Here is a 16,928-nt window from a genome sequence, read left to right as displayed (position 1 = left end):
TTACGATTTGACGGGAAAAGCGCGTCGGTTCCGTGACAGTTCCGCTTGCGCCCTAAAGCCCAGGATCGGGAGAGACGGGCGCAGGCTCCTCGTCCTTGATCATGTGCTTCATGATGAAGAAGACCTGCCAGACGCCGAAAACGGCCGAGGCGATCCACAGGCCGCCGCGGAAGGCGACCCATGTGTCGTCCGACTGAGTGCGCCAGACGATCTCGTTGACGATGCAGACGGCTGCGAAATAGAGGCCATAGCGCAGGGTCAGGCCGCGCCAGCCCAGGTCGGTGATCTTGATGGCGTCGCCCAGCAGATATTTGAAGGGATAGCGGCCCAACGGCAGCGAACCCAGCAGCACGACCGCCAGAAGACCGTTCTGGATCGACAGCTTGATCTTCAACAGGTTCGGGTCGTGGAACACGATGGTCAGGACGCCGAAGATCAGGGCGAAGCCGCCCGTGAGTAGCGGCAGGGGCGCCAGTCGCCGTTCCACCGCATAGCCGACGATCAGCGCGATGGCCGAAGCCCCGACCAGCACCCAGGTCGCCTGAACCAGCGCCTCCTGCCCGTCCAGGCCGCGTGCGAAACGGTTGACGGCGTAGGCGGCCATGAAGGCCAGCAGGGCGCCGAAATCGACGGCCTGGCGGATGCTGGAGGCCTTGCGCGGTGTCTCGGTCATGTCAGTCTTCCAGTCCCACCAGCGAGCGGGAGAAGGCGCGCGCGTCGAACGGCTGCAGATCCTCGACGCTCTCACCCACGCCGATCAGCATCAGGGGGGCGTCGGACGCCTGGGCCACGGGCACCAGCACCCCGCCACGCGCGGTGCCGTCCAGCTTGGTCATGACGATGCCGGTGACGAAGGCGGTGCGACCGAAGATCTGTTCCTGGGCCAGGGCGTTCCTGCCCACCGTGGCGTCAAGCACCAGCAGGGTGTCGTGCGGCGCCTCGGGATCGATCTTCTTCAGCACCCGCACGATCTTGAGCAGTTCGTCCATCAGGGCGGACTTGTTCTGAAGCCGGCCGGCGGTGTCGATCAGGACGACGTCGAAGCCTTCCGCCTTGGCCTTGGTATAGGCGTCGAAGGCCAGGCCGGCGGCGTCGGCGCCGTCCCTCCGGCTCTCGAAATGGGCGCCGGCGCGTTCGGACCAGACCTTGAGCTGTTCGCGGGCGGCGGCGCGGAAGGTGTCGCCGGCGACGATCATCACCTTGGCGCCCTTGCCCGTCAGGTCGGCGGCGATCTTGCCCAGGGTCGTGGTCTTGCCCGAACCGTTCACCCCGACGAACAGGACGACATAGGGTTTGGGACCGCTCAGCGGATCGAAGGTCGCCTGACGCGGCGACAGTTCGGCGGCGACGGCGTCGGCCAGCGCCTCCTTGACCTCATGCTCCTGGGCGTCCTTGCCGAACTTGAGCGTGCGGAAGCGTTCGACGATGCGGGCGGAGGCGGCGGGGCCGAGATCGCTTTCCAGCAGATGCTCTTCCAGCTGCTCCAGCGAGGCCTCGGACAGGGGCTCCTTGACGAAGGTGGCGACGACCTGATCGGTCATCTGTTTGGAGGAGCGCGAGAGCCCAGCGGACAGGCGCTGGAACCAGCCCTTTTTCGGCGTGTCGGTCATGGGATGGCTTTAGCGGGGGTGAAGGCGAACGTCATCCGCATTCGCAAAAAGAGGCGCTTGCATCGGATCGCCGGCAGATTATACGCATCACATACGTTTCATATAGTCGAGACAACCCAATGGGCATCGTCAACATCGAGGACGAACTGCACGAGCAGCTGCGCCGGGCCGCAAAGGCGTCCTATCGCTCGATCAACGCCCAGGCGGCGTTCTGGATCAGGATCGGCATGTTGTGCGAGACCCATCCGGGCGTGACGTTTCAGGAGCTGGTGGCGCGCGAGCTGAGGGCGGCGGGCGTAGATTCACCAGTGCTGACGGACGCCGCCGCGTGATCAAGACGCCGCCTGAGATCGAGCTGATGGCCGAGGCGGGGCGGCTGCTGGCCTGCGTCTTCACCCATCTGGACGGGATGACGCTAGAGGGCCTGAGCACGCTGGAGATCAACGACCGGGTCGAGGCCTTCATCGTCGATAAGCTGAAGGCGCGGCCGGCCAGCAAGGGCCAATACGGCTATGGCTTCGTGCTGAACAGTTCGCGGAACCAGGTCGTCTGCCACGGCGTGCCGTCAGCGGACGAGGTGCTGACGGACGGCGACATCGTCAACCTGGACATCACCCTGGAGAAGGACGGCTTCATCGCCGATTCCTCCAAGACCTATCTGATCGGATCGGTGGGACCACAGGCGCGCCGCCTGGTCCGCACCACCTATGAGGCGATGTGGAAGGGCATCCAGGCCGTGCGGCCGGGCTCCAAGCTGGGCGATATCGGTTTCGCCATCGAGAAACATGCCCGCAAGGCGGGCTATTCGGTGGTGCGCGACTATTGCGGCCATGGCATCGGGCGCGAGATGCACGAAGACCCGCAAGTGCTGCATTTCGGCAAGGCGGGGACCGGCGCGACCCTGCGCGAAGGCATGACCTTCACCATCGAACCGATGCTGAACCAGGGCGTCCGCACGGTCCACACCGAGGACGACGGCTGGACCGTGGTCACCGACGACGGAAAACTGTCGGCCCAGTTCGAACACACGGTTGCGGTGACGAAGGACGGCGTGCGGGTGCTGACCCTGAGGCCGGACGAGAAGCGGGCGGGGTGAGACGAGCGGCCCGGAATCGTCGCTATTGTGGTCTCGGGTAGTCCAAGCGACAGTCATCGCAACATGGAACTCAGCCACTTCCCCTTCATGGCCGTCACGGTCACATCTCTGTTCGCCTACATCATCAGCGGCATGGTCGCCGTAGTTCTGGAGCCTGTCTGGAAGGGCGACACTTTCTTGAGCAGGTGGTGGGCGCCGGCTCAGATGACGCGATTTTTCAGCGTGAAACGAAACCAGGTGAAGTGGCCGATTACGTGGAGCTGCATCATCACGTCACGCGTCTCATTAATTGTCGCCGTCATTTCCTTTGGGCTCGATCTCGTCATTAACTGATGAAGCGGAGCTCCATTAGGACTGCTCCCATCAGTCCCTTTCGCCAACTTGATGTCACCTATCTATCGATGACAGGCAACGTCACCGACCCACCGACCACGCCGTGTAAGCATCCAGCGCCGTTTGGGGCTGGGCGAGCCACCAGGAATAGCCGTTGCGGCGGCCGACGGAGATGCCGTTGACGTCGTCGTGGATGGTCTGGTCCTTGTCGCCGAAGATCGGGCGGCCGGTGACCGGGTCGTAGTTGCGTGACCAGATCGGGCCGGCGCCGGGCTTGTCGATCAGCTTTCGGCCGTCATCGGTCATCTCGAACGACTTGTCGTAGGTGCGGTTCGCCTCCAGCCAGGCGACGCCGCCGCGAATGGCGGCCTGGATTTCAGGCGACGGATCGGGTTCGCCCATCAGGAAGATCAGGATGTCCGTCGTTTCGCCGCTGGCGATCGAGCGGGGTTCGTAGTTGCGGGCGCTGGTGGGAACGAGACGCATCGGCTCGACCTGTTGCGGCCAGCCCAGCAGGCGGTCGGCCCCATTCTCGTCTTTTTGTCTGACCTGGGCGGCCAGGGTGACGTCGATGGCCTTCCTGGTCGCCTCGCCAGCGCGGACCTTCAGTTCGGCGGGGACGAAGTCGAAGCCTTCCGCGCCCCTGGATACGTCGCGCAAGATCATGGCCGCCTCGGCCACGGCATTGTCGTTGAAGGTGATGGAATCGTGGAAGCCGCCCTCCAGCGGCCAGATCTGGGGCCAGCCGCCGTTCGGATACTGGGCGTTCAGCAGATAGTGGACGCCCTTGATCACGCTGGCGCGCCAGGCGTCGCCTTGGGCGCCCGGCGTCCGGGCCGCGACCTTGGCCAGATAGCGCATCTCGGTCCAGGTCGAGTTGTTGTCCAGGGTGCCGACGAAGGTCCAGAACCGGTCGGCGGGGGCGTCAAAGTTGGCCGGGTTCTGCTCCATCGTCTCGGCGTCGTTGGAGAAACGCTGGCCCGGCAGGCGGGCGATGGAGCGGTCCTGGTTCTTGCTCCAGCCGCCGGAGGGTGTCTGGAAGGTGACGACGGCGTCGGCGACGGCGCGGGCTTCGGCCGTGCCATACCAGGCGGCGGGGCGATCCAGCGGCATGTGCGAACTGTTGCCGCGAATGGCCAACGGCGGCGGAGGCGGGGTCGCGCCGGCCGGCAGTTCGGCGGCGAGGGCCGCGCGATCCGCTTGATGGGCGACCTGGGACCGCGCCAGATAGTCCGCCCAGGCGCCGCGCTCCGCATCCGGCAGGGCGCCGATCCGGTCGATGGTCAGGCCCACCGCCGGGGTGTTGGCGCGAATGACCTCGGCCTGGGCCGCGCCGACGGTGAGACCGGCGGCCAGAACGAGGGTCAGGACCGAGGCGGCGAGGGCATGTCTCATGGGGCGTTTCCTGGATACGGTCCGGCTTGCGCGCCAGTCCCATTATTTGCAGCGCACTCTACATATTGAAATCTGGTGCGCAAGGTGGCGATGGCGGATTTGATCGAACCTCCATCTCGTCTCCATGATCGATCCGGTCGAACGACGGATTCTCGCCCTTCACCTTTCCGCCCTATATGAAGGGCGACGACCGGCGCGCGCCGGATGCAGCGGACGATCCGATGGTTGATGCCCCCTCCTTCTTCTCGCCCAAGACGCACGGCTTCGTGCGCGTGGCGGCCGCGACGCCGATCAGCCATGTCGGCGATCCAAAGGCGAATGCGGAGGAGCACGTCGCCCTGATCCGTCAGGCGGGCGAACAGGGCGTGGACCTGATGGTGTTTCCCGAGCTGTCGCTGTCGGCCTATGCCATCGACGACCTGCATATGCAGGCGGCCTTGCTGGAGGAAGTCGAGCGGCAGATCGCGGTCATTGCGCAGGCGACGGGCGACAGCGATCTGGTCGCCGTGATCGGAGCGCCGATCCGCAACGGCGACGCCCTCTATAACTGTGCGGTGGTGATGGGCGCGGGCGAGGTGCTGGGGGTCGTGCCCAAGACCTATCTGCCCAACTACCGGGAATATTACGAGAAACGCTGGTTCGCGCCGGCGACGGCCCGCAGCGAGGACGTGATCCTGCTGAACGGCGAGACGGTGGATTTCGCGCCGGGCCTGCTGTTCGAGGCGGTGAACCGGCCGGGCTTCGTCTTCGCGGTCGAGATCTGCGAGGACTATTGGGCGCCCCTGCCCCCCTCGACCCGCGCGGCCCTGGCGGGGGCGCGGATCCTGCTGAATCTGTCGGCGTCTAACATCGTCATCGGCAAGGCCGACGAGCGCGCCATGCTCAGCGCCAGCCATTCGGCCCGCACCCTGTCGGCCTATGTCTTCACCGCCTCGGGCTGGGGCGAGAGCACCACCGACCTGGCCTGGGACGGTCAGGCGACCATCCATGAGCTGGGCTCCAAGCTGGCCGAGGGCGAGCGGTTCGCCCTGGAGAACCATCTGACCCTCGCCGACGTCGATGTGGACCGGATCGGGCTGGACCGGCTGCGGAACGGCACCTTCGCCGAATGCGCCCGCGTCGAAGGCGAGCCAGCGACGGTCGTGCCCTTCATGGCGCGCGAGGACCATGAGGCCAGCGAGCTGATCCGGCCGTTGGACCGGTTCCCCTTCGTGCCCGACGACGCCGGGCGGCTGGATCAGGACTGCTACGAGGCCTTCAACATCCAGGTCCAGGGCCTGATGCGCCGGATGACGGCGACGGGGGCGAAGTCGTTGGTGATCGGCGTGTCCGGCGGGCTGGATTCAACCCAGGCCCTGCTGGTCGCCTGTCGCGCCTTCGACCGGCTGGACCTGCCGAGGACCCAGATCCTGGGCTTCACCATGCCGGGCTTCGCCACCTCGGACGGGACCAAGTCCAACGCCTGGGCGCTGATGAATGCGTTGGGCGTGACGGGGGCCGAAATCGACATCCGCCCCGCCGCCGAACAGATGTTCAAGGACATCGGCCATCCCTACGCCGAGGGTCAGCCGGTGCACGACATCACCTTCGAGAACGTGCAGGCGGGTTTGCGGACCGACTATCTGTTCCGGCTGGCGAACCAGAACAGGGCCTTCGTCCTGGGCACCGGCGACCTGTCGGAACTGGCCCTAGGCTGGGCCACATACGGCGTCGGCGACCATATGAGCCACTACAACGTCAATGGCGGGGTGGCGAAGACGCTGATCCGCCACCTCATCCGATGGGTGGCGGCCGGCGACCTGATCGGCGGCGAGGCACGCGAGACCCTGCACGCCATTCTGGATACCGAGATCTCGCCCGAACTGGTGCCGGCCAAGGACGGTGTGATCCAGTCCACCGAGGGGACGGTCGGCCCCTATGCGCTGAACGACTTCTTCCTGTTCTACATCAGCCGCTTCGGGCTGAAGCCATCCAAGGTCGCCTTCCTGGCGCACCAGGCCTGGGGCGATGCGGACGCGGGCGACTGGCCGGCGAACACCCCCGAGGACGAAAAGGTCCAATACGATCTGGCGACGATCAAGGGCTGGCTGAGGAAGTTCTTGGTGCGCTTCTTCCAGACCGCCCAGTTCAAGCGCTCGGCCCTGCCGAACGGGCCGAAGGTGGTGACCGGCGGCTCCCTGTCCCCGCGCGGCGACTGGCGCGCCCCGTCGGACGGCAATGCGCGGGCGTGGCTGGACGAACTGGACGCGAACGTGCCCGACGCCTGACGGCGTCGGTTCCTTGTTCGGGCTATCGCGCTTCGCGCTACTTGAGCCCGCGACAGCGCTTATATCCACACGCAGCGCACGGATATTTGATGACGCAGATAGGCTGGCTCGCTAGAAGCTTCGCCATGACCGACGACGTGACCAAAGATTCCAACGGCAATATCCTGGCCGACGGCGACAGCGTGACCCTGATCAAGGACCTGAAGGTCAAGGGTTCGGGCGGGGTGACGCTGAAGCGCGGGACCCTGGTCAAGAACATCCGCCTGACCGGCGACACCGACGAGATCGAGGCCAATGTGGACAAGGTGCGCGGCCTGGTCCTGCGCGTCGAGTTCGTGAAGAAGGCCTGACCCCCTTTTCATCCGGCGACGCAGCCGCCATCTAGCGGCCTATGACCGACACCCTCGCCGCCCCCGTTTCGACCGCCGCATCCTCCCAAGGCTCTGGGGGCAAGATCCCCGTCACCGTCCTGACCGGCTATCTCGGCGCGGGCAAGACGACGCTGCTGAACCGGATCCTGACCGAGGATCACGGCAAACGCTACGCCGTCATCGTCAACGAGTTCGGCGAGATCGGCATCGACAACGACCTGGTGGTCGGCGCCGACGAGGACGTGTTCGAAATGAACAACGGCTGCGTCTGCTGCACGGTGCGCGGCGACCTGATCCGCGTGGTCGCCGGCCTGATGAAGCGCCAGCGCCCCGGCAAGCCCGCCTTCGACGCCATCATCGTCGAGACCACGGGTCTCGCCGACCCCGGCCCGGTAGCCCAGACCTTCTTCGTGGACGAGGACGTCAAGGCCAAGACCCAGCTGGACAGCGTCACCACCCTGGTGGACGCCAAACATGTGATGGCTCGGCTGGACGACTCCAGGGAAGCCCGCGAACAGGTGGCCTTCGCCGACCGGATCATTCTGAACAAGGTCGATCTGGCGACGGCAGAGGAGTTGGACGCGGTCGAGGCGCGTCTGCGGGCGTTGAACCCGCTGGCCCCCATCGTGCGCGCCGAACGCTCGAACGTGCCGCTGGATCAGGTGCTGGGCCTGCACGCCTTCGACTTGGACCGGATCCTGGAGGTCCGACCGGACTTCGTGAACCCACCGCACGGCGCGGATGGCCATGTCCACGACGAGGGCTGCGGTCACGACCACCACGATCATGACCATGATCACGGGCACGATCATCACGATCACGACCATTCACACGGGGCGCGCGGGCACGCCCACCAGGACGACATCAAGGGCATCTCCCTGTCGCTGGACCGACCGCTGGACGGCGCCAAATTCACCGCCTGGCTGGACAAGCTGCTGGGCGAGCAGGGTCAGAACATCCTGCGCGCCAAGGGCATCATCGACGTCCAGGGCGAGAACCGCCGCCTAGTCTTCCAGGCCGTCCACATGATTCTGGAAGGCGACCTGCAACGCGAATGGGGCGTCGCCGAACGCCGCTGGAGCCGCGCGGTCTTCATCGGCCGCGATCTGGACGAGGCCGAACTGCGCAAGGGCTTCGAGGCCTGCGCGGCCTCTTGATCCTTCTCCCCTCGGGGGAGAAGGTGGCCCGTAGGCCGGATGAGGGGGCTGCCGGAAACAGATGTGGCAGTCGCCGAGAAGCACCGGACAGTCACGTCGCCTTCGCGCCGACATGACGGGGGCGGAGGCCGTATTATGGTCGATGCTGCGTAACCGACAGCTGGATGGATTGAAGTTTCGACGGCAGGCGCCGGTTGCGGGCGCCATCGCCGACTTCGCCTGTCATGAGATCAGACTGATCGTCGAACTGGACGGCGGGGTGCATGATCTGCACGAGGCGCGCGATGCGGCGCGGGATGCTCGAATCGAGGCGGCGGGCTATACCGTCTTGAGATTCAGGAACACGGAATTTTCGAAGAATCCGGCGGTCGTGACTGAGGCCATACGTCAGCATGCTGCTATGCGGACACAGCCCCCTCATCCGACCGGCTCCGCCGGCCACCTTCTACCCCGAGGGGAGAAGGGACCAAAAGAGTAGGCCTTACTTACCGAACAGCTTGTTCCAGCGGCGCTTGTCGCGGTTCTTCCACGACCCGCGGTGATAGGCGTCGGAGCCGATCAGGGGAACGACCGTGGTGGCTTCGGCGAAGACCATCTGTTCGTGGGTGGTCTGGACCTTGCCCCACGACGCCGCCTCTTTCAGCGTCGAGGACGAGCAGGCGCCGTCGCGGACGTCAGCGACGGTGATCTGGACCGCATAGCGGTGCATCTCGGCCTCGACGCCCAGGATTTCGGCGCAGACGACCGTGTCCTGGGCGAAGTTCTTGGGCACGCCGCCGCCGACCATGAACAGGCCGGTGACGCCGGCGGCGATCTTGATGTCGGTCAGTTCGCGGAAGTCGGCGATGGCGTCCAGCATCAGATAGGGCAGACCGGCGGCCGCGCGTTCCTTCTGGTGCTTGACCAAGCCGAAGCCGGCCGAGCTATCGACGAAGGCCGGGCAGAAGATCGGCACGCCCTCTTCATAGGCGGTCTGGATCAGCGAGCCGGGCTTCTTGGCGTTGCCCTCGCTCAGCCACTTGCCCATCTCCCAGATGAACTCACGGCTGGAATAGCCGCGCGGCTCAAGCCGATTGGCGATTTCCAGGATGGTGTGGTCGCAGGCCTGAAGCTCTTCCTCGTCGATATAGGTGTCGTAGATCCGGTCGATGTAGTTGTCGCGCAGGACGTTGTCGTCCACCTCGCCGGCGGCCTGATAGTGCTTGAAGCCCAGGGCCTCAAAGAAATCCATGTCCACGATGGAGGCGCCGGTGGCGACGACCGCGTCCACCATGCCGAACTTCACCATGTCGCGGTAGACGTGCATGCAGCCGCCGGCCGAGGTCGAACCGGCCAGGATCAGCCAGGGCGAGCAGTCCTTGTCCTCAATGGCCATGGAGAAGATGTCGGCGGCGCGGGCGGTGTCGCGCGAGCTGAAGGACATCTTGCGCATGCTGTCGATGATCGGCCGGGCGTCGAAGGACGTGATGTCCACGTGCTCGACGACATTCTGCAGCAGCTGGGCCTTGGTGTTGGCGGTCATGGGTGACTCGTGAATCGTAAGGCGTGAACAGGATGAATGCGGTCAGGTCTTGTGGCGTTGCTTCAGTCGTGTCGAAAGGCCGGAGAGCATGCGCCCGATCCGCTCCATGTCGGCAAGCAAAGTCTGGAGATGGTCAGTCGTTAGATAGCCGAGACGCGAGGCGATGAGGAGATGGGTTTCGACCTCGGCGAGCGACCCGCGCGCGATGCCGATGAAGTGAACAAATTCGCCCGTTCCGTTTCGGCCCGCTCCCTCCGCGATATTGGCCGCCACGCTGACGGCTGCACGACGAACCTGACTGATCAGGCCGAACCGCTCGTCAGACGGCCATGAAGCCGAGCACCGATAAACGGCTTCAACCCAATCAAGTGAAAGCTTCCATACATCGAGATCGCGGTGAGTTCGCAAGTCGGTCATGGCTGACAATCACGACTCACGAATTACCTCTCACGATCAGCGTAGCGACCTACTTCCGGCGCGACTTCCTCTGACCGGCCTTACCCTTGGGACGTGACAGACGCACGACCTTGCGGGCGTTCTCTTCCGCCGTAGTGCGCACGGTGGGGATGGAGCGCGGGGCCAGGCCGTAGAGCGAGGCCATCGGGGCGTCCTCGACCACGGCGAGATCGTGCTCGCCATAGCCGTTGAAGCCGGTCGACATCGCAACGCCATAGGCGCCCAGCATGCCGATCTCGATGAAGTCGCCTTCGCGCACATCGGCCGGCAGCCAGAACGGGCCTGGCATATGGTCGATGGAATCGCAGGTCGGGCCGTAGAACTGGAACGCCTTCAGATCGCTCGCCGCCTCGCCATCCCGGACCAGCTTGGTCGGGAAGGGCCAGCGCGAGTGGGTCGCGTCGAACAGCGAGCCGTACGAGCCGTCGTTCAGATACAGGGCGTCGCCCTTGCGCAGATCGACGCGGGCCAGGATCGACGAGGATTCAGCGACCAGCGCCCGGCCGGGCTCGCACCACAGCTCGGTCGTTTCCGACACCGGCATCTCGTTGAAGCCGCGATGGATGGCGTCGGCGTATTCGCTCATGTCGGGCGGGACCATGCCCGGATAGACCGAGGGGAAGCCGCCGCCGACATCGACGATGTCCACGATGACGCCGGCGCGGCTGATCGAACGGCCGACCTGGGCCATGGCGGCCTGGTAGGCGGTCGGACGCATGCACTGGCTGCCGACGTGGAACGAGACGCCCATCAGGCCTTCCTTGACCGCCTGGCGCGTCTCCATCAGCAGGGCCGGAGCCTGATCCGCCGAAACGCCGAACTTGCCCGAAAGCGTATAGGCCGCGCCGTCGGCCGAGACGGCCATCCGCACGATCAGATTCAGGTCGTCCGCGCCGCCGGTGGCGTCGAGGATCTTGTTCAGCTCATCGACGCAGTCGAGCGAGAATGTCCGCACGCCGTGATCGAAATAGGCCTTGGTGATCGCAGACCGGCTCTTGACCGGGTGCATGAAGGCCAGGCGAACGTCATGGCTGACCGAGCGAACAAGCTCGATCTCGGCGATGGACGCCACGTCGAAACCGCGAACGCCCGCCTCGATCAGGGTCTCGACGACCCAACGCGACGGATTGGCCTTCACGGCATAGAAGACGTCGGCCTTTAGATTATCCTGGAACCAGCGCGCCGCTACGGAAACCGAACGCGGTCGCACGAGGGCGACGGGACGTTCAGGGGACCGCTCACGGACCAGGTCCAGGGGAAGCTGATACGTGCGCAATTCACGTAACCCCCTGCTAATTGTTAAACCCAGACCGGCGTTAGCGGCGCAGAAAGGACCTACGGGGTCCGCCGGAAGGCGCGATATGGGGACTTCGAACTGTCATGTAAAGGGGTTTTTTCGTGGCAGGGCCTGGGTTTGACGACGGCGCGACTGTCACAAATGTCCGTCCACCCCATGAAACCCCGTCATGGCGGCAACCTTGGCCTTTCCTTCCCGTTGAGCAGCCGGGAGGCGTGAATGAACCGCTGGATATTCTTGTGGCGCAAGTTGAAACGCCAGCTGTGGGTGCGCGCGACGGCCTATGCGGGCGTCGGGGTGGCTGCGGCGCTGCTGGCGGTCTTCCTGGCGCCGTGGGTTCCCGCCCAGATGGCCGAGCGACTGGGCGGCCAGTCGGTGGAATCCATACTGACGATCCTGGCGTCCAGCCTGCTGGGCGTGGCGACGTTTTCGGTCGGGGCCATGGTCACGGCCTATACCTCCGTATCGTCAGCAGCCAGTCCGCGGGTCGCCGCCCTGGTGACCAGCGACGAGGAGACGCAGAAGTCTCTGGCCACCTTCGTCGGCGCCTTTCTCTACGCCATCGTCGCGGTGACGGCGATCAACGCCCACTATTACGGCCAGAACGGCCGAGCCATACTGTTCCTGTTCAGCCTGGCCATGGTGGGGCTGGTGGCGTTTCGCCTGCTGGCCTGGATCAACAGGCTGTCGAGCCTGGCTCGTGTCGGTCACATGATCGATCTGGTGGAGGGCTATGCGCTCGACGCCCTGACCCAGCGCCGAGACCTTCCGCTTCTTGGGGGCAGGCGGGGACAGCTTTCAGGTGGAGCCGAGGTCAGGGCCCACGCCACCGGCTATGTCCAGAACGTCGATCCCGCAAGGCTTCAGGCGATGGCCGAGGCGCGCGATTGCGAAGTCGAGGTGATCGCCGCACCTGGCGTACTCGTTCGGCGTGGCGGCGTGTTGGCGCGCATTAGCCTGCCGACCTGCGACGACCGTGCCCAGGATGATTTCCGATCCGCCTTCACGATCGGAGATTCGCGCTCATACGATCAGGATCCGCGCTTCGGCCTGATCGTGCTGGGTGAAATCGCAGCCAAAGCCCTGTCGCCTGGCGTGAACGATCCTGGAACCGCGATTCAGGTCATATCCAGCGGCGTACGACTGATCGACATATGGGCGGGCGATGCGGAGGTGCAAAAGCAGACGCCTGTTCGCGACCGGCTGTTCGTGCCGGGCATCGTCGACGCCGACCTTTTGGACGACGTGTTCGGCCCTGTCGCGCGTTACGGGGCGGGCGACCTGGCGGTTTCCATCAGACTGCAAAAAGGCCTAAGGGCGCTTGCAACGATACCGGCGCTGACGCCCGCCATCGAAACCCTCGCGCAAGAGGCGCTGGAAAGATGCCGCGAAGCCCTGCCAATCCCTGCCGATGTCGCACGGGTCGAGGCCGCGGCTGAAGGCCGCTGAATGGGTCGGCTATGGACGAGGTCGCACGCCGTGTGCGATTAAGGCCTTGCCTAGACGCCTTCGTCGCGTCATGCGGCGCCCCTTCGCCACAGCCTCCTAGCGAGTTCATGAGTTCATCCGCAGCCGCCGTCTCCCCCGGGCTCGTCCTGGCGCGCGACGTGTCGAAGACCTTCGGATCGCGAAAGGCGCTGGACGGCGTCTCGATTTCCGTGGCCTCCGGCGAAATGGTCGCCCTGATCGGTCCGTCCGGTTCGGGCAAGTCCACCCTGCTCCGCTCCATCACCGGCCTGCAATCGATCGACGCCGGCGCAGGCACGATCCAGGTCTTCGGCGAGACGGTGCAGAAGGACGGCCGGGTCACCGGTTCCGTGCGCAAGGCGCGCGGCAAGCTGGGCATGATCTTCCAGCAGTTCAACCTGGTCGGCCGCCTCAGCCTGTTCTCCAACGTCATGCTGGGCGCGCTCGGCCGCCTGCCCGCGTGGAAGGGTCTGCTGGGGGCCTGGCCCCAGGCGGACAAGGACAAGGCCATGGCGGCCCTGCACCGCGTCGGCGTGTCCGACTACGCCGCCCAGCGCGCCAACACCCTGTCGGGCGGTCAGCAGCAGCGCGGCGCCATTGCCCGTGCCATCGTGCAGGGCGCCAAGGCCATCCTGGCCGACGAACCCGTCGCCTCGCTGGACCCGGTGTCCGCGCGCAAGGTGATGGAACTGCTGGTCGAGCTGAACAAGCGCGACGGCATGGGCGTGATCGTCACCCTGCACCAGGTCGACTACGCCATCCGCTATTGCGACCGCGTCATCGCCCTGCAGGGCGGCAAGATCGTCTATGACGGTCCGTCAACGGCGCTGGACCAACAACGCCTGATCGAAATCTACGGTCCTGAATTCGAGGACGCGTTCTGGGAGACCAAGGCATGAGCCTGTCCCGTATTTCCCCCGCACCCAAGGCTTTTGGCCGCCTGTTCGCTGCGGCTGGCGCGGCCGTCATGATCATGGGCCTGGCGGCCTGTGGCGGCGGTGACGACAAGAAGGCCGGCGGCGCGCCGACCGAGATCACCTTCTCGATCCTGTCGGCCGAAGGCCAGGCCTCGTCAGGCCCGATGTGGCAGCCGCTGCTGGACGACATGTCCAAGGCCATCGGCGTGCCGGTGAAACCCTATTTCGGCTCGAACTATACGGTTCTGGTCGAGGCCATGCGCGGCAACCACACCCAGGTCGGCTGGTTCTCGGCCAAGCCCGAAGTCGAGGCCATCGATCGCGCCAAGGCAGAGGTCATCGCCCGCACCGTCAACCGCGAAGGTCTGGACAGCTATCAATCGACCCTGATCGTCAAGAAGGGCTCGGGCATCACGCTGGACAAGGTCCTGGCGTGCGGCAAGCAGTACAACTTCGGCATCGGCGACGCCCAATCGACGTCGGGCACCCTGGCCCCGCTGACCTTCCTGTTCAATCCGCGCGGCGTGGTCCCCGCCCAGTGCTTCAAGACCGTGCGCTCGGCCAACCACCAGGCCAACGCCTTCGGCGTCGCCACCGGCGTGATCGAAGTGGCCACGTCCAACAGCGTCAACACCGTCTTCATGCGCCGCGAGAACCCACAGCTGGCCGGCCAGATCGAGGAGATCTGGACCTCGCCCCCCATCCCCGAGAGCGGCATCGTCGTGCGCGAGGACCTGGACCCGGCGTTGAAGGAAAAAATCCGCAGCTTCTTCCTGACCTATGGCCAGGGCGAAGGCGCCGAGGCCGAGCGTCAGCGCAAGGTTCTGGCCGACCTGGAATATTCCCGCTTCGCCGCCGCCGACGACCGCTATCTGGACCCCATTCGCGAGATGATCGCCGACCAGAAGCTGGGCGAGGCCCGCGCCAAGGGCGACACGACCGCCGCCGCCGCCGCCGAGCGCGAGCTTCAACGCCTGCGCAGCCTGCGTGAGGTCCGGCCTTGACCGCAGTCGCGTCCCCCGCCCTCTCCATCCCTGAGGCGCCCAAGAAATCCACCCTGGCGTGGGCGGCCGATATTCTGGTGTGGGGCGGCGTCGCAGCCGTCCTGCTCTACAGCATCGACGCCGTCGATCTGCGGAACATCTCGCGCCTGTTCTCGGGCAACGAGAGCACCCAGTTGTTCGTGCACGACCTGCTGCGCCCCGACTTCAGCGACTGGAAGATGTTCGTCGCCAAGATGTGGGAGACGGTGCAGATCGCCCTGTGGGGCACCTTCCTGGCCGTCTTCCTGGGCGTTCCGCTGGGTCTGGCCGCCGCGCGCAACATCGCCCCCGTCTGGATCGTGACCCCGGTGCGCTGGGTGATGAACCTGCTGCGGTCGGTGCCCGACCTGGTCATCGGCCTGCTGTTCGTGACCGCCGTGGGCCTGGGGCCGCTGGCCGGCGTCCTGGCCATCACCCTGAATACGGCCGGCGTGCTGGCCAAGCTGTTCTCCGAAGCCGTCGAGTCGATCGACAAGGGCCCCGTCGAGGGCGTGCGCGCCACCGGCGCCGGCAAGCTGCACGAGATCGTCTGGGGCGTGTTGCCTCAGGTCGCGCCGCTGTGGACCTCTTTCGCCCTCTATCGTTTCGAGTCCAACAGTCGTTCGGCGACGGTGCTCGGCCTGATCGGCGCGGGCGGCATCGGCCAGGTTCTGTTCGACAGCATGAACGCGTTCGACTTCCGGGCCGTGTCGGCCATCGTGATCGTCGTGGTCGTCGCCGTGACCCTGATCGACACCCTGTCGCAGGTCATGCGTCGTCGCCTGCTGTAGCGGCGGACGGATCCATCGAAAGACCGTTCGCGGGACTGTCATAATCCTCTGCTCTAAGCATCGCGAAATCGATGCTCAGGGAGAGCCAAGGATGATCCGCACACTGAAACTGGCGGCTTCGGCCGCCGCCCTTCTGGCCTTGGCCGCCTGTGGCGACAACGGCGGCGGGTCGTCCGGCACGCGCGCCGGGATCTGGGCGGCCGGCTCGTCCACCGTCTTCCCCTTCGCCACCCGCGTCGCCGAGACCTTCGCCCGCGCCTCCAACGGCGCGGCGCCCCGCGTTGAATCGCTGGGCACCGGCGGCGGCATTCAGGCCTTCTGCCAGGGCGTCGGCCCGACCACCCCGGACATCGCCAACGCCTCGCGTCAGATGAAGCAGTCCGAGTTCGACCTGTGCGCCAAGAACGGCGTCACCGACATCGTCGAGATCAAGATCGGCTTCGACGGCATCGTCATCGCCACGGCCCGTAACGGCAACGGTTTCAACTTCGAACTGAACGACCTGTACGAAGGCCTGGCCAAGGAAGTGCCGGGCCCGAACGGGACCTTCGTCGCCAACCCGGCCAAGACCTGGAACCAGGTCAACGCCGGCCTGCCGAACCAGCGCATCCAGGTCTATGGCCCGCCGCCCACCTCGGGCACGCGCGACGCCTTCCTGGAGCTGGGCATGACGCCGGGCGCCAAGCTGGTGCCGGCCGTCAAGGCGATCGAGGGCGACAAGGACCGGTTCGAGGGCATCGCCCACACCGTGCGCGAGGACGGCGCCTGGATCGACTCGGGTGAGAACGACAACGCCATCGTCCAGACCCTGACCCGCACGCCGGGCTCGCTGGGCGTGTTCGGCTATTCCTTCCTGGAACAGAACCTGGACACGGTGAAGGCCGAGACCATCGACGGCGTCGCCCCCACGGCCGACACCATCGCCAGCGGCGCCTACCCGCTGTCGCGCAGCCTCTACATCTATGTGAAGAAGGCCCACATCGGCGTCATTCCGGGCCTGCAGCAGTTCGTGCAGGAGTTCCTGTCGGAAGGTTCGGCCGGCAAGGGCGGCTATCTGGCCGACCGCGGCCTGATCCCGCTGCCGGAAGATCAACTGCTGACCCAGCGCGCGACCATCGCCGCCATGACCCCGATGACGCGCCCCGCCAAGTAAGGCGGAACCCGACGGCTGTCCCGCCCCTTCTTTCGCCGGCTCGCACCGGTTAGAAGGGGCGGGATAGCTGTCAG

General features: G+C 65.6%; 18 protein-coding genes. 12 read left to right on the top strand and 6 right to left on the bottom strand.

Annotated features, from left to right (window positions below):
* Window positions 1–52: 52 nt before the first annotated feature.
* Both ACQY72_RS11640 and ftsY read right to left on the bottom strand, forming a co-directional pair.
* Window positions 53–673 (bottom strand): inner membrane-spanning protein YciB, encoded by a 621-nt coding sequence (locus ACQY72_RS11640; protein WP_428153719.1) that lies wholly within the window; start codon window positions 671–673, stop codon window positions 53–55.
* 1 nt (window position 674) lies between these two features.
* The gene (ftsY, locus tag ACQY72_RS11635; RefSeq protein ID WP_428153718.1) at window positions 675–1,610 is read right to left on the bottom strand and encodes a signal recognition particle-docking protein FtsY; all 936 of its coding nucleotides are present in this window, start codon (window positions 1,608–1,610) and stop codon (window positions 675–677) included.
* Between the two features lie 119 nt (window positions 1,611–1,729).
* Here ftsY and ACQY72_RS11630 point away from each other — a divergent pair, with 119 nt between their 5' ends.
* The 3 genes from ACQY72_RS11630 (at window position 1,730) to ACQY72_RS11620 (ending at window position 3,039) form a co-directional block, all read left to right on the top strand.
* Window positions 1,730–1,942 (top strand): ParD-like family protein, encoded by a 213-nt coding sequence (locus tag ACQY72_RS11630; protein WP_372691386.1) that lies wholly within the window; start codon window positions 1,730–1,732, stop codon window positions 1,940–1,942.
* Window positions 1,939–2,706: a type I methionyl aminopeptidase gene (gene map, locus ACQY72_RS11625; protein ID WP_428153716.1), complete on the top strand. Its 768-nt coding sequence runs from the start codon at window positions 1,939–1,941 to the stop codon at window positions 2,704–2,706. Before ACQY72_RS11630 ends, map begins: the two co-directional genes overlap by 4 nt.
* Window positions 2,707–2,769: 63 nt before the next feature.
* Window positions 2,770–3,039 carry a hypothetical protein gene (locus tag ACQY72_RS11620; protein ID WP_428153714.1) on the top strand — a complete coding sequence of 90 codons (270 nt, stop codon included), beginning with the start codon at window positions 2,770–2,772 and terminating at the stop codon, window positions 3,037–3,039.
* Between the two features lie 81 nt (window positions 3,040–3,120).
* On the opposite strand, the gene pelA is transcribed toward ACQY72_RS11620, so the two are convergent.
* Window positions 3,121–4,434 (bottom strand): pectate lyase, encoded by a 1,314-nt coding sequence (gene pelA, locus ACQY72_RS11615; RefSeq protein ID WP_428153712.1) that lies wholly within the window; start codon window positions 4,432–4,434, stop codon window positions 3,121–3,123.
* A 221-nt stretch (window positions 4,435–4,655) separates the two neighbouring features.
* On the opposite strand from pelA, the gene ACQY72_RS11610 reads away from it, so the two are divergent.
* From ACQY72_RS11610 to ACQY72_RS11595, 4 genes are all read left to right on the top strand, one after another.
* Window positions 4,656–6,701, top strand: a complete 2,046-nt coding sequence (locus ACQY72_RS11610) for an NAD(+) synthase (protein WP_428153711.1) — start codon at window positions 4,656–4,658, stop codon at window positions 6,699–6,701.
* Between the two features lie 125 nt (window positions 6,702–6,826).
* Complete coding sequence (locus tag ACQY72_RS11605) at window positions 6,827–7,051, top strand: alkylphosphonate utilization protein (RefSeq protein ID WP_159846931.1); 225 nt, start codon at window positions 6,827–6,829, stop codon at window positions 7,049–7,051.
* Between the two features lie 41 nt (window positions 7,052–7,092).
* Window positions 7,093–8,229, top strand: a complete 1,137-nt coding sequence (locus tag ACQY72_RS11600; RefSeq protein WP_428153710.1) for a CobW family GTP-binding protein — start codon at window positions 7,093–7,095, stop codon at window positions 8,227–8,229.
* Between the two features lie 61 nt (window positions 8,230–8,290).
* Window positions 8,291–8,707, top strand: a complete 417-nt coding sequence (locus tag ACQY72_RS11595) for an endonuclease domain-containing protein (protein ID WP_428153708.1) — start codon at window positions 8,291–8,293, stop codon at window positions 8,705–8,707.
* A 3-nt stretch (window positions 8,708–8,710) separates the two neighbouring features.
* Here the strand turns inward: ACQY72_RS11595 and ACQY72_RS11590 are convergent, their stop codons facing one another.
* From ACQY72_RS11590 to ACQY72_RS11580, 3 genes are read right to left on the bottom strand one after another with little or no spacing between them, the layout of a single operon-like run.
* Window positions 8,711–9,751, bottom strand: coding sequence for a 1,9-bis(guanidino)-5-aza-nonane synthase (locus tag ACQY72_RS11590; RefSeq protein ID WP_428153707.1), 1,041 nt, complete (start codon window positions 9,749–9,751; stop codon window positions 8,711–8,713).
* A 42-nt stretch (window positions 9,752–9,793) separates the two neighbouring features.
* Window positions 9,794–10,168, bottom strand: coding sequence for a four helix bundle protein (locus tag ACQY72_RS11585; RefSeq protein WP_428153706.1), 375 nt, complete (start codon window positions 10,166–10,168; stop codon window positions 9,794–9,796).
* Between the two features lie 49 nt (window positions 10,169–10,217).
* Entirely contained in the window at window positions 10,218–11,483 is a 1,266-nt protein-coding gene (locus tag ACQY72_RS11580) for a type III PLP-dependent enzyme (RefSeq protein ID WP_428153705.1), read from the bottom strand.
* 240 nt (window positions 11,484–11,723) lie between these two features.
* Between ACQY72_RS11580 and ACQY72_RS11575 the strand changes: the two genes are divergently transcribed.
* The 5 genes from ACQY72_RS11575 to ACQY72_RS11555 all read left to right on the top strand — a co-directional run bounded on the left by ACQY72_RS11575 (window position 11,724) and on the right by ACQY72_RS11555 (window position 16,854).
* On the top strand, window positions 11,724–12,953 hold the full coding sequence (locus ACQY72_RS11575) for a DUF2254 domain-containing protein (protein WP_428153703.1): 1,230 nt from the start codon (window positions 11,724–11,726) through the stop codon (window positions 12,951–12,953).
* 107 nt (window positions 12,954–13,060) lie between these two features.
* Window positions 13,061–13,870 (top strand): phosphonate ABC transporter ATP-binding protein, encoded by an 810-nt coding sequence (phnC, locus tag ACQY72_RS11570; RefSeq protein ID WP_428153702.1) that lies wholly within the window; start codon window positions 13,061–13,063, stop codon window positions 13,868–13,870.
* Window positions 13,867–14,892, top strand: a complete 1,026-nt coding sequence (gene phnD, locus ACQY72_RS11565) for a phosphate/phosphite/phosphonate ABC transporter substrate-binding protein (RefSeq protein WP_428153701.1) — start codon at window positions 13,867–13,869, stop codon at window positions 14,890–14,892. The genes phnC and phnD overlap by 4 nt, the downstream gene beginning before the upstream one ends.
* On the top strand, window positions 14,889–15,701 hold the full coding sequence (phnE, locus tag ACQY72_RS11560) for a phosphonate ABC transporter, permease protein PhnE (protein ID WP_428153699.1): 813 nt from the start codon (window positions 14,889–14,891) through the stop codon (window positions 15,699–15,701). Before phnD ends, phnE begins: the two co-directional genes overlap by 4 nt.
* Before the next feature lie 91 nt (window positions 15,702–15,792).
* Entirely contained in the window at window positions 15,793–16,854 is a 1,062-nt protein-coding gene (locus ACQY72_RS11555) for a substrate-binding domain-containing protein (RefSeq protein WP_428153698.1), read from the top strand.
* Window positions 16,855–16,928 lie beyond the last annotated feature (74 nt).

Source organism: Brevundimonas sp., assembly GCF_965279155.1.
Taxonomy (GTDB): Bacteria; Pseudomonadota; Alphaproteobacteria; order Caulobacterales; family Caulobacteraceae; genus Brevundimonas.
The sequence above is the reverse complement of the archived record's forward strand: the minus strand, read 5'-3'. Positions and strand labels throughout refer to the sequence as shown.

Coding starts and splice junctions, on each gene's coding strand:
- ACQY72_RS11640 (WP_428153719.1), bottom strand. CDS start 673: ATGACCGAGACACCGCGCAAGGCCTCCAGCATCCGCCAGGCCGTCGAT.
- ftsY (WP_428153718.1), bottom strand. CDS start 1,610: ATGACCGACACGCCGAAAAAGGGCTGGTTCCAGCGCCTGTCCGCTGGG.
- ACQY72_RS11630 (WP_372691386.1), top strand. CDS start 1,730: ATGGGCATCGTCAACATCGAGGACGAACTGCACGAGCAGCTGCGCCGG.
- ACQY72_RS11620 (WP_428153714.1), top strand. CDS start 2,770: ATGGAACTCAGCCACTTCCCCTTCATGGCCGTCACGGTCACATCTCTG.
- pelA (WP_428153712.1), bottom strand. CDS start 4,434: ATGAGACATGCCCTCGCCGCCTCGGTCCTGACCCTCGTTCTGGCCGCC.
- ACQY72_RS11610 (WP_428153711.1), top strand. CDS start 4,656: ATGGTTGATGCCCCCTCCTTCTTCTCGCCCAAGACGCACGGCTTCGTG.
- ACQY72_RS11605 (WP_159846931.1), top strand. CDS start 6,827: ATGACCGACGACGTGACCAAAGATTCCAACGGCAATATCCTGGCCGAC.
- ACQY72_RS11600 (WP_428153710.1), top strand. CDS start 7,093: ATGACCGACACCCTCGCCGCCCCCGTTTCGACCGCCGCATCCTCCCAA.
- ACQY72_RS11595 (WP_428153708.1), top strand. CDS start 8,291: ATGTGGCAGTCGCCGAGAAGCACCGGACAGTCACGTCGCCTTCGCGCC.
- ACQY72_RS11590 (WP_428153707.1), bottom strand. CDS start 9,751: ATGACCGCCAACACCAAGGCCCAGCTGCTGCAGAATGTCGTCGAGCAC.
- ACQY72_RS11585 (WP_428153706.1), bottom strand. CDS start 10,168: ATGACCGACTTGCGAACTCACCGCGATCTCGATGTATGGAAGCTTTCA.
- ACQY72_RS11575 (WP_428153703.1), top strand. CDS start 11,724: ATGAACCGCTGGATATTCTTGTGGCGCAAGTTGAAACGCCAGCTGTGG.
- phnC (WP_428153702.1), top strand. CDS start 13,061: ATGAGTTCATCCGCAGCCGCCGTCTCCCCCGGGCTCGTCCTGGCGCGC.
- phnD (WP_428153701.1), top strand. CDS start 13,867: ATGAGCCTGTCCCGTATTTCCCCCGCACCCAAGGCTTTTGGCCGCCTG.
- ACQY72_RS11555 (WP_428153698.1), top strand. CDS start 15,793: ATGATCCGCACACTGAAACTGGCGGCTTCGGCCGCCGCCCTTCTGGCC.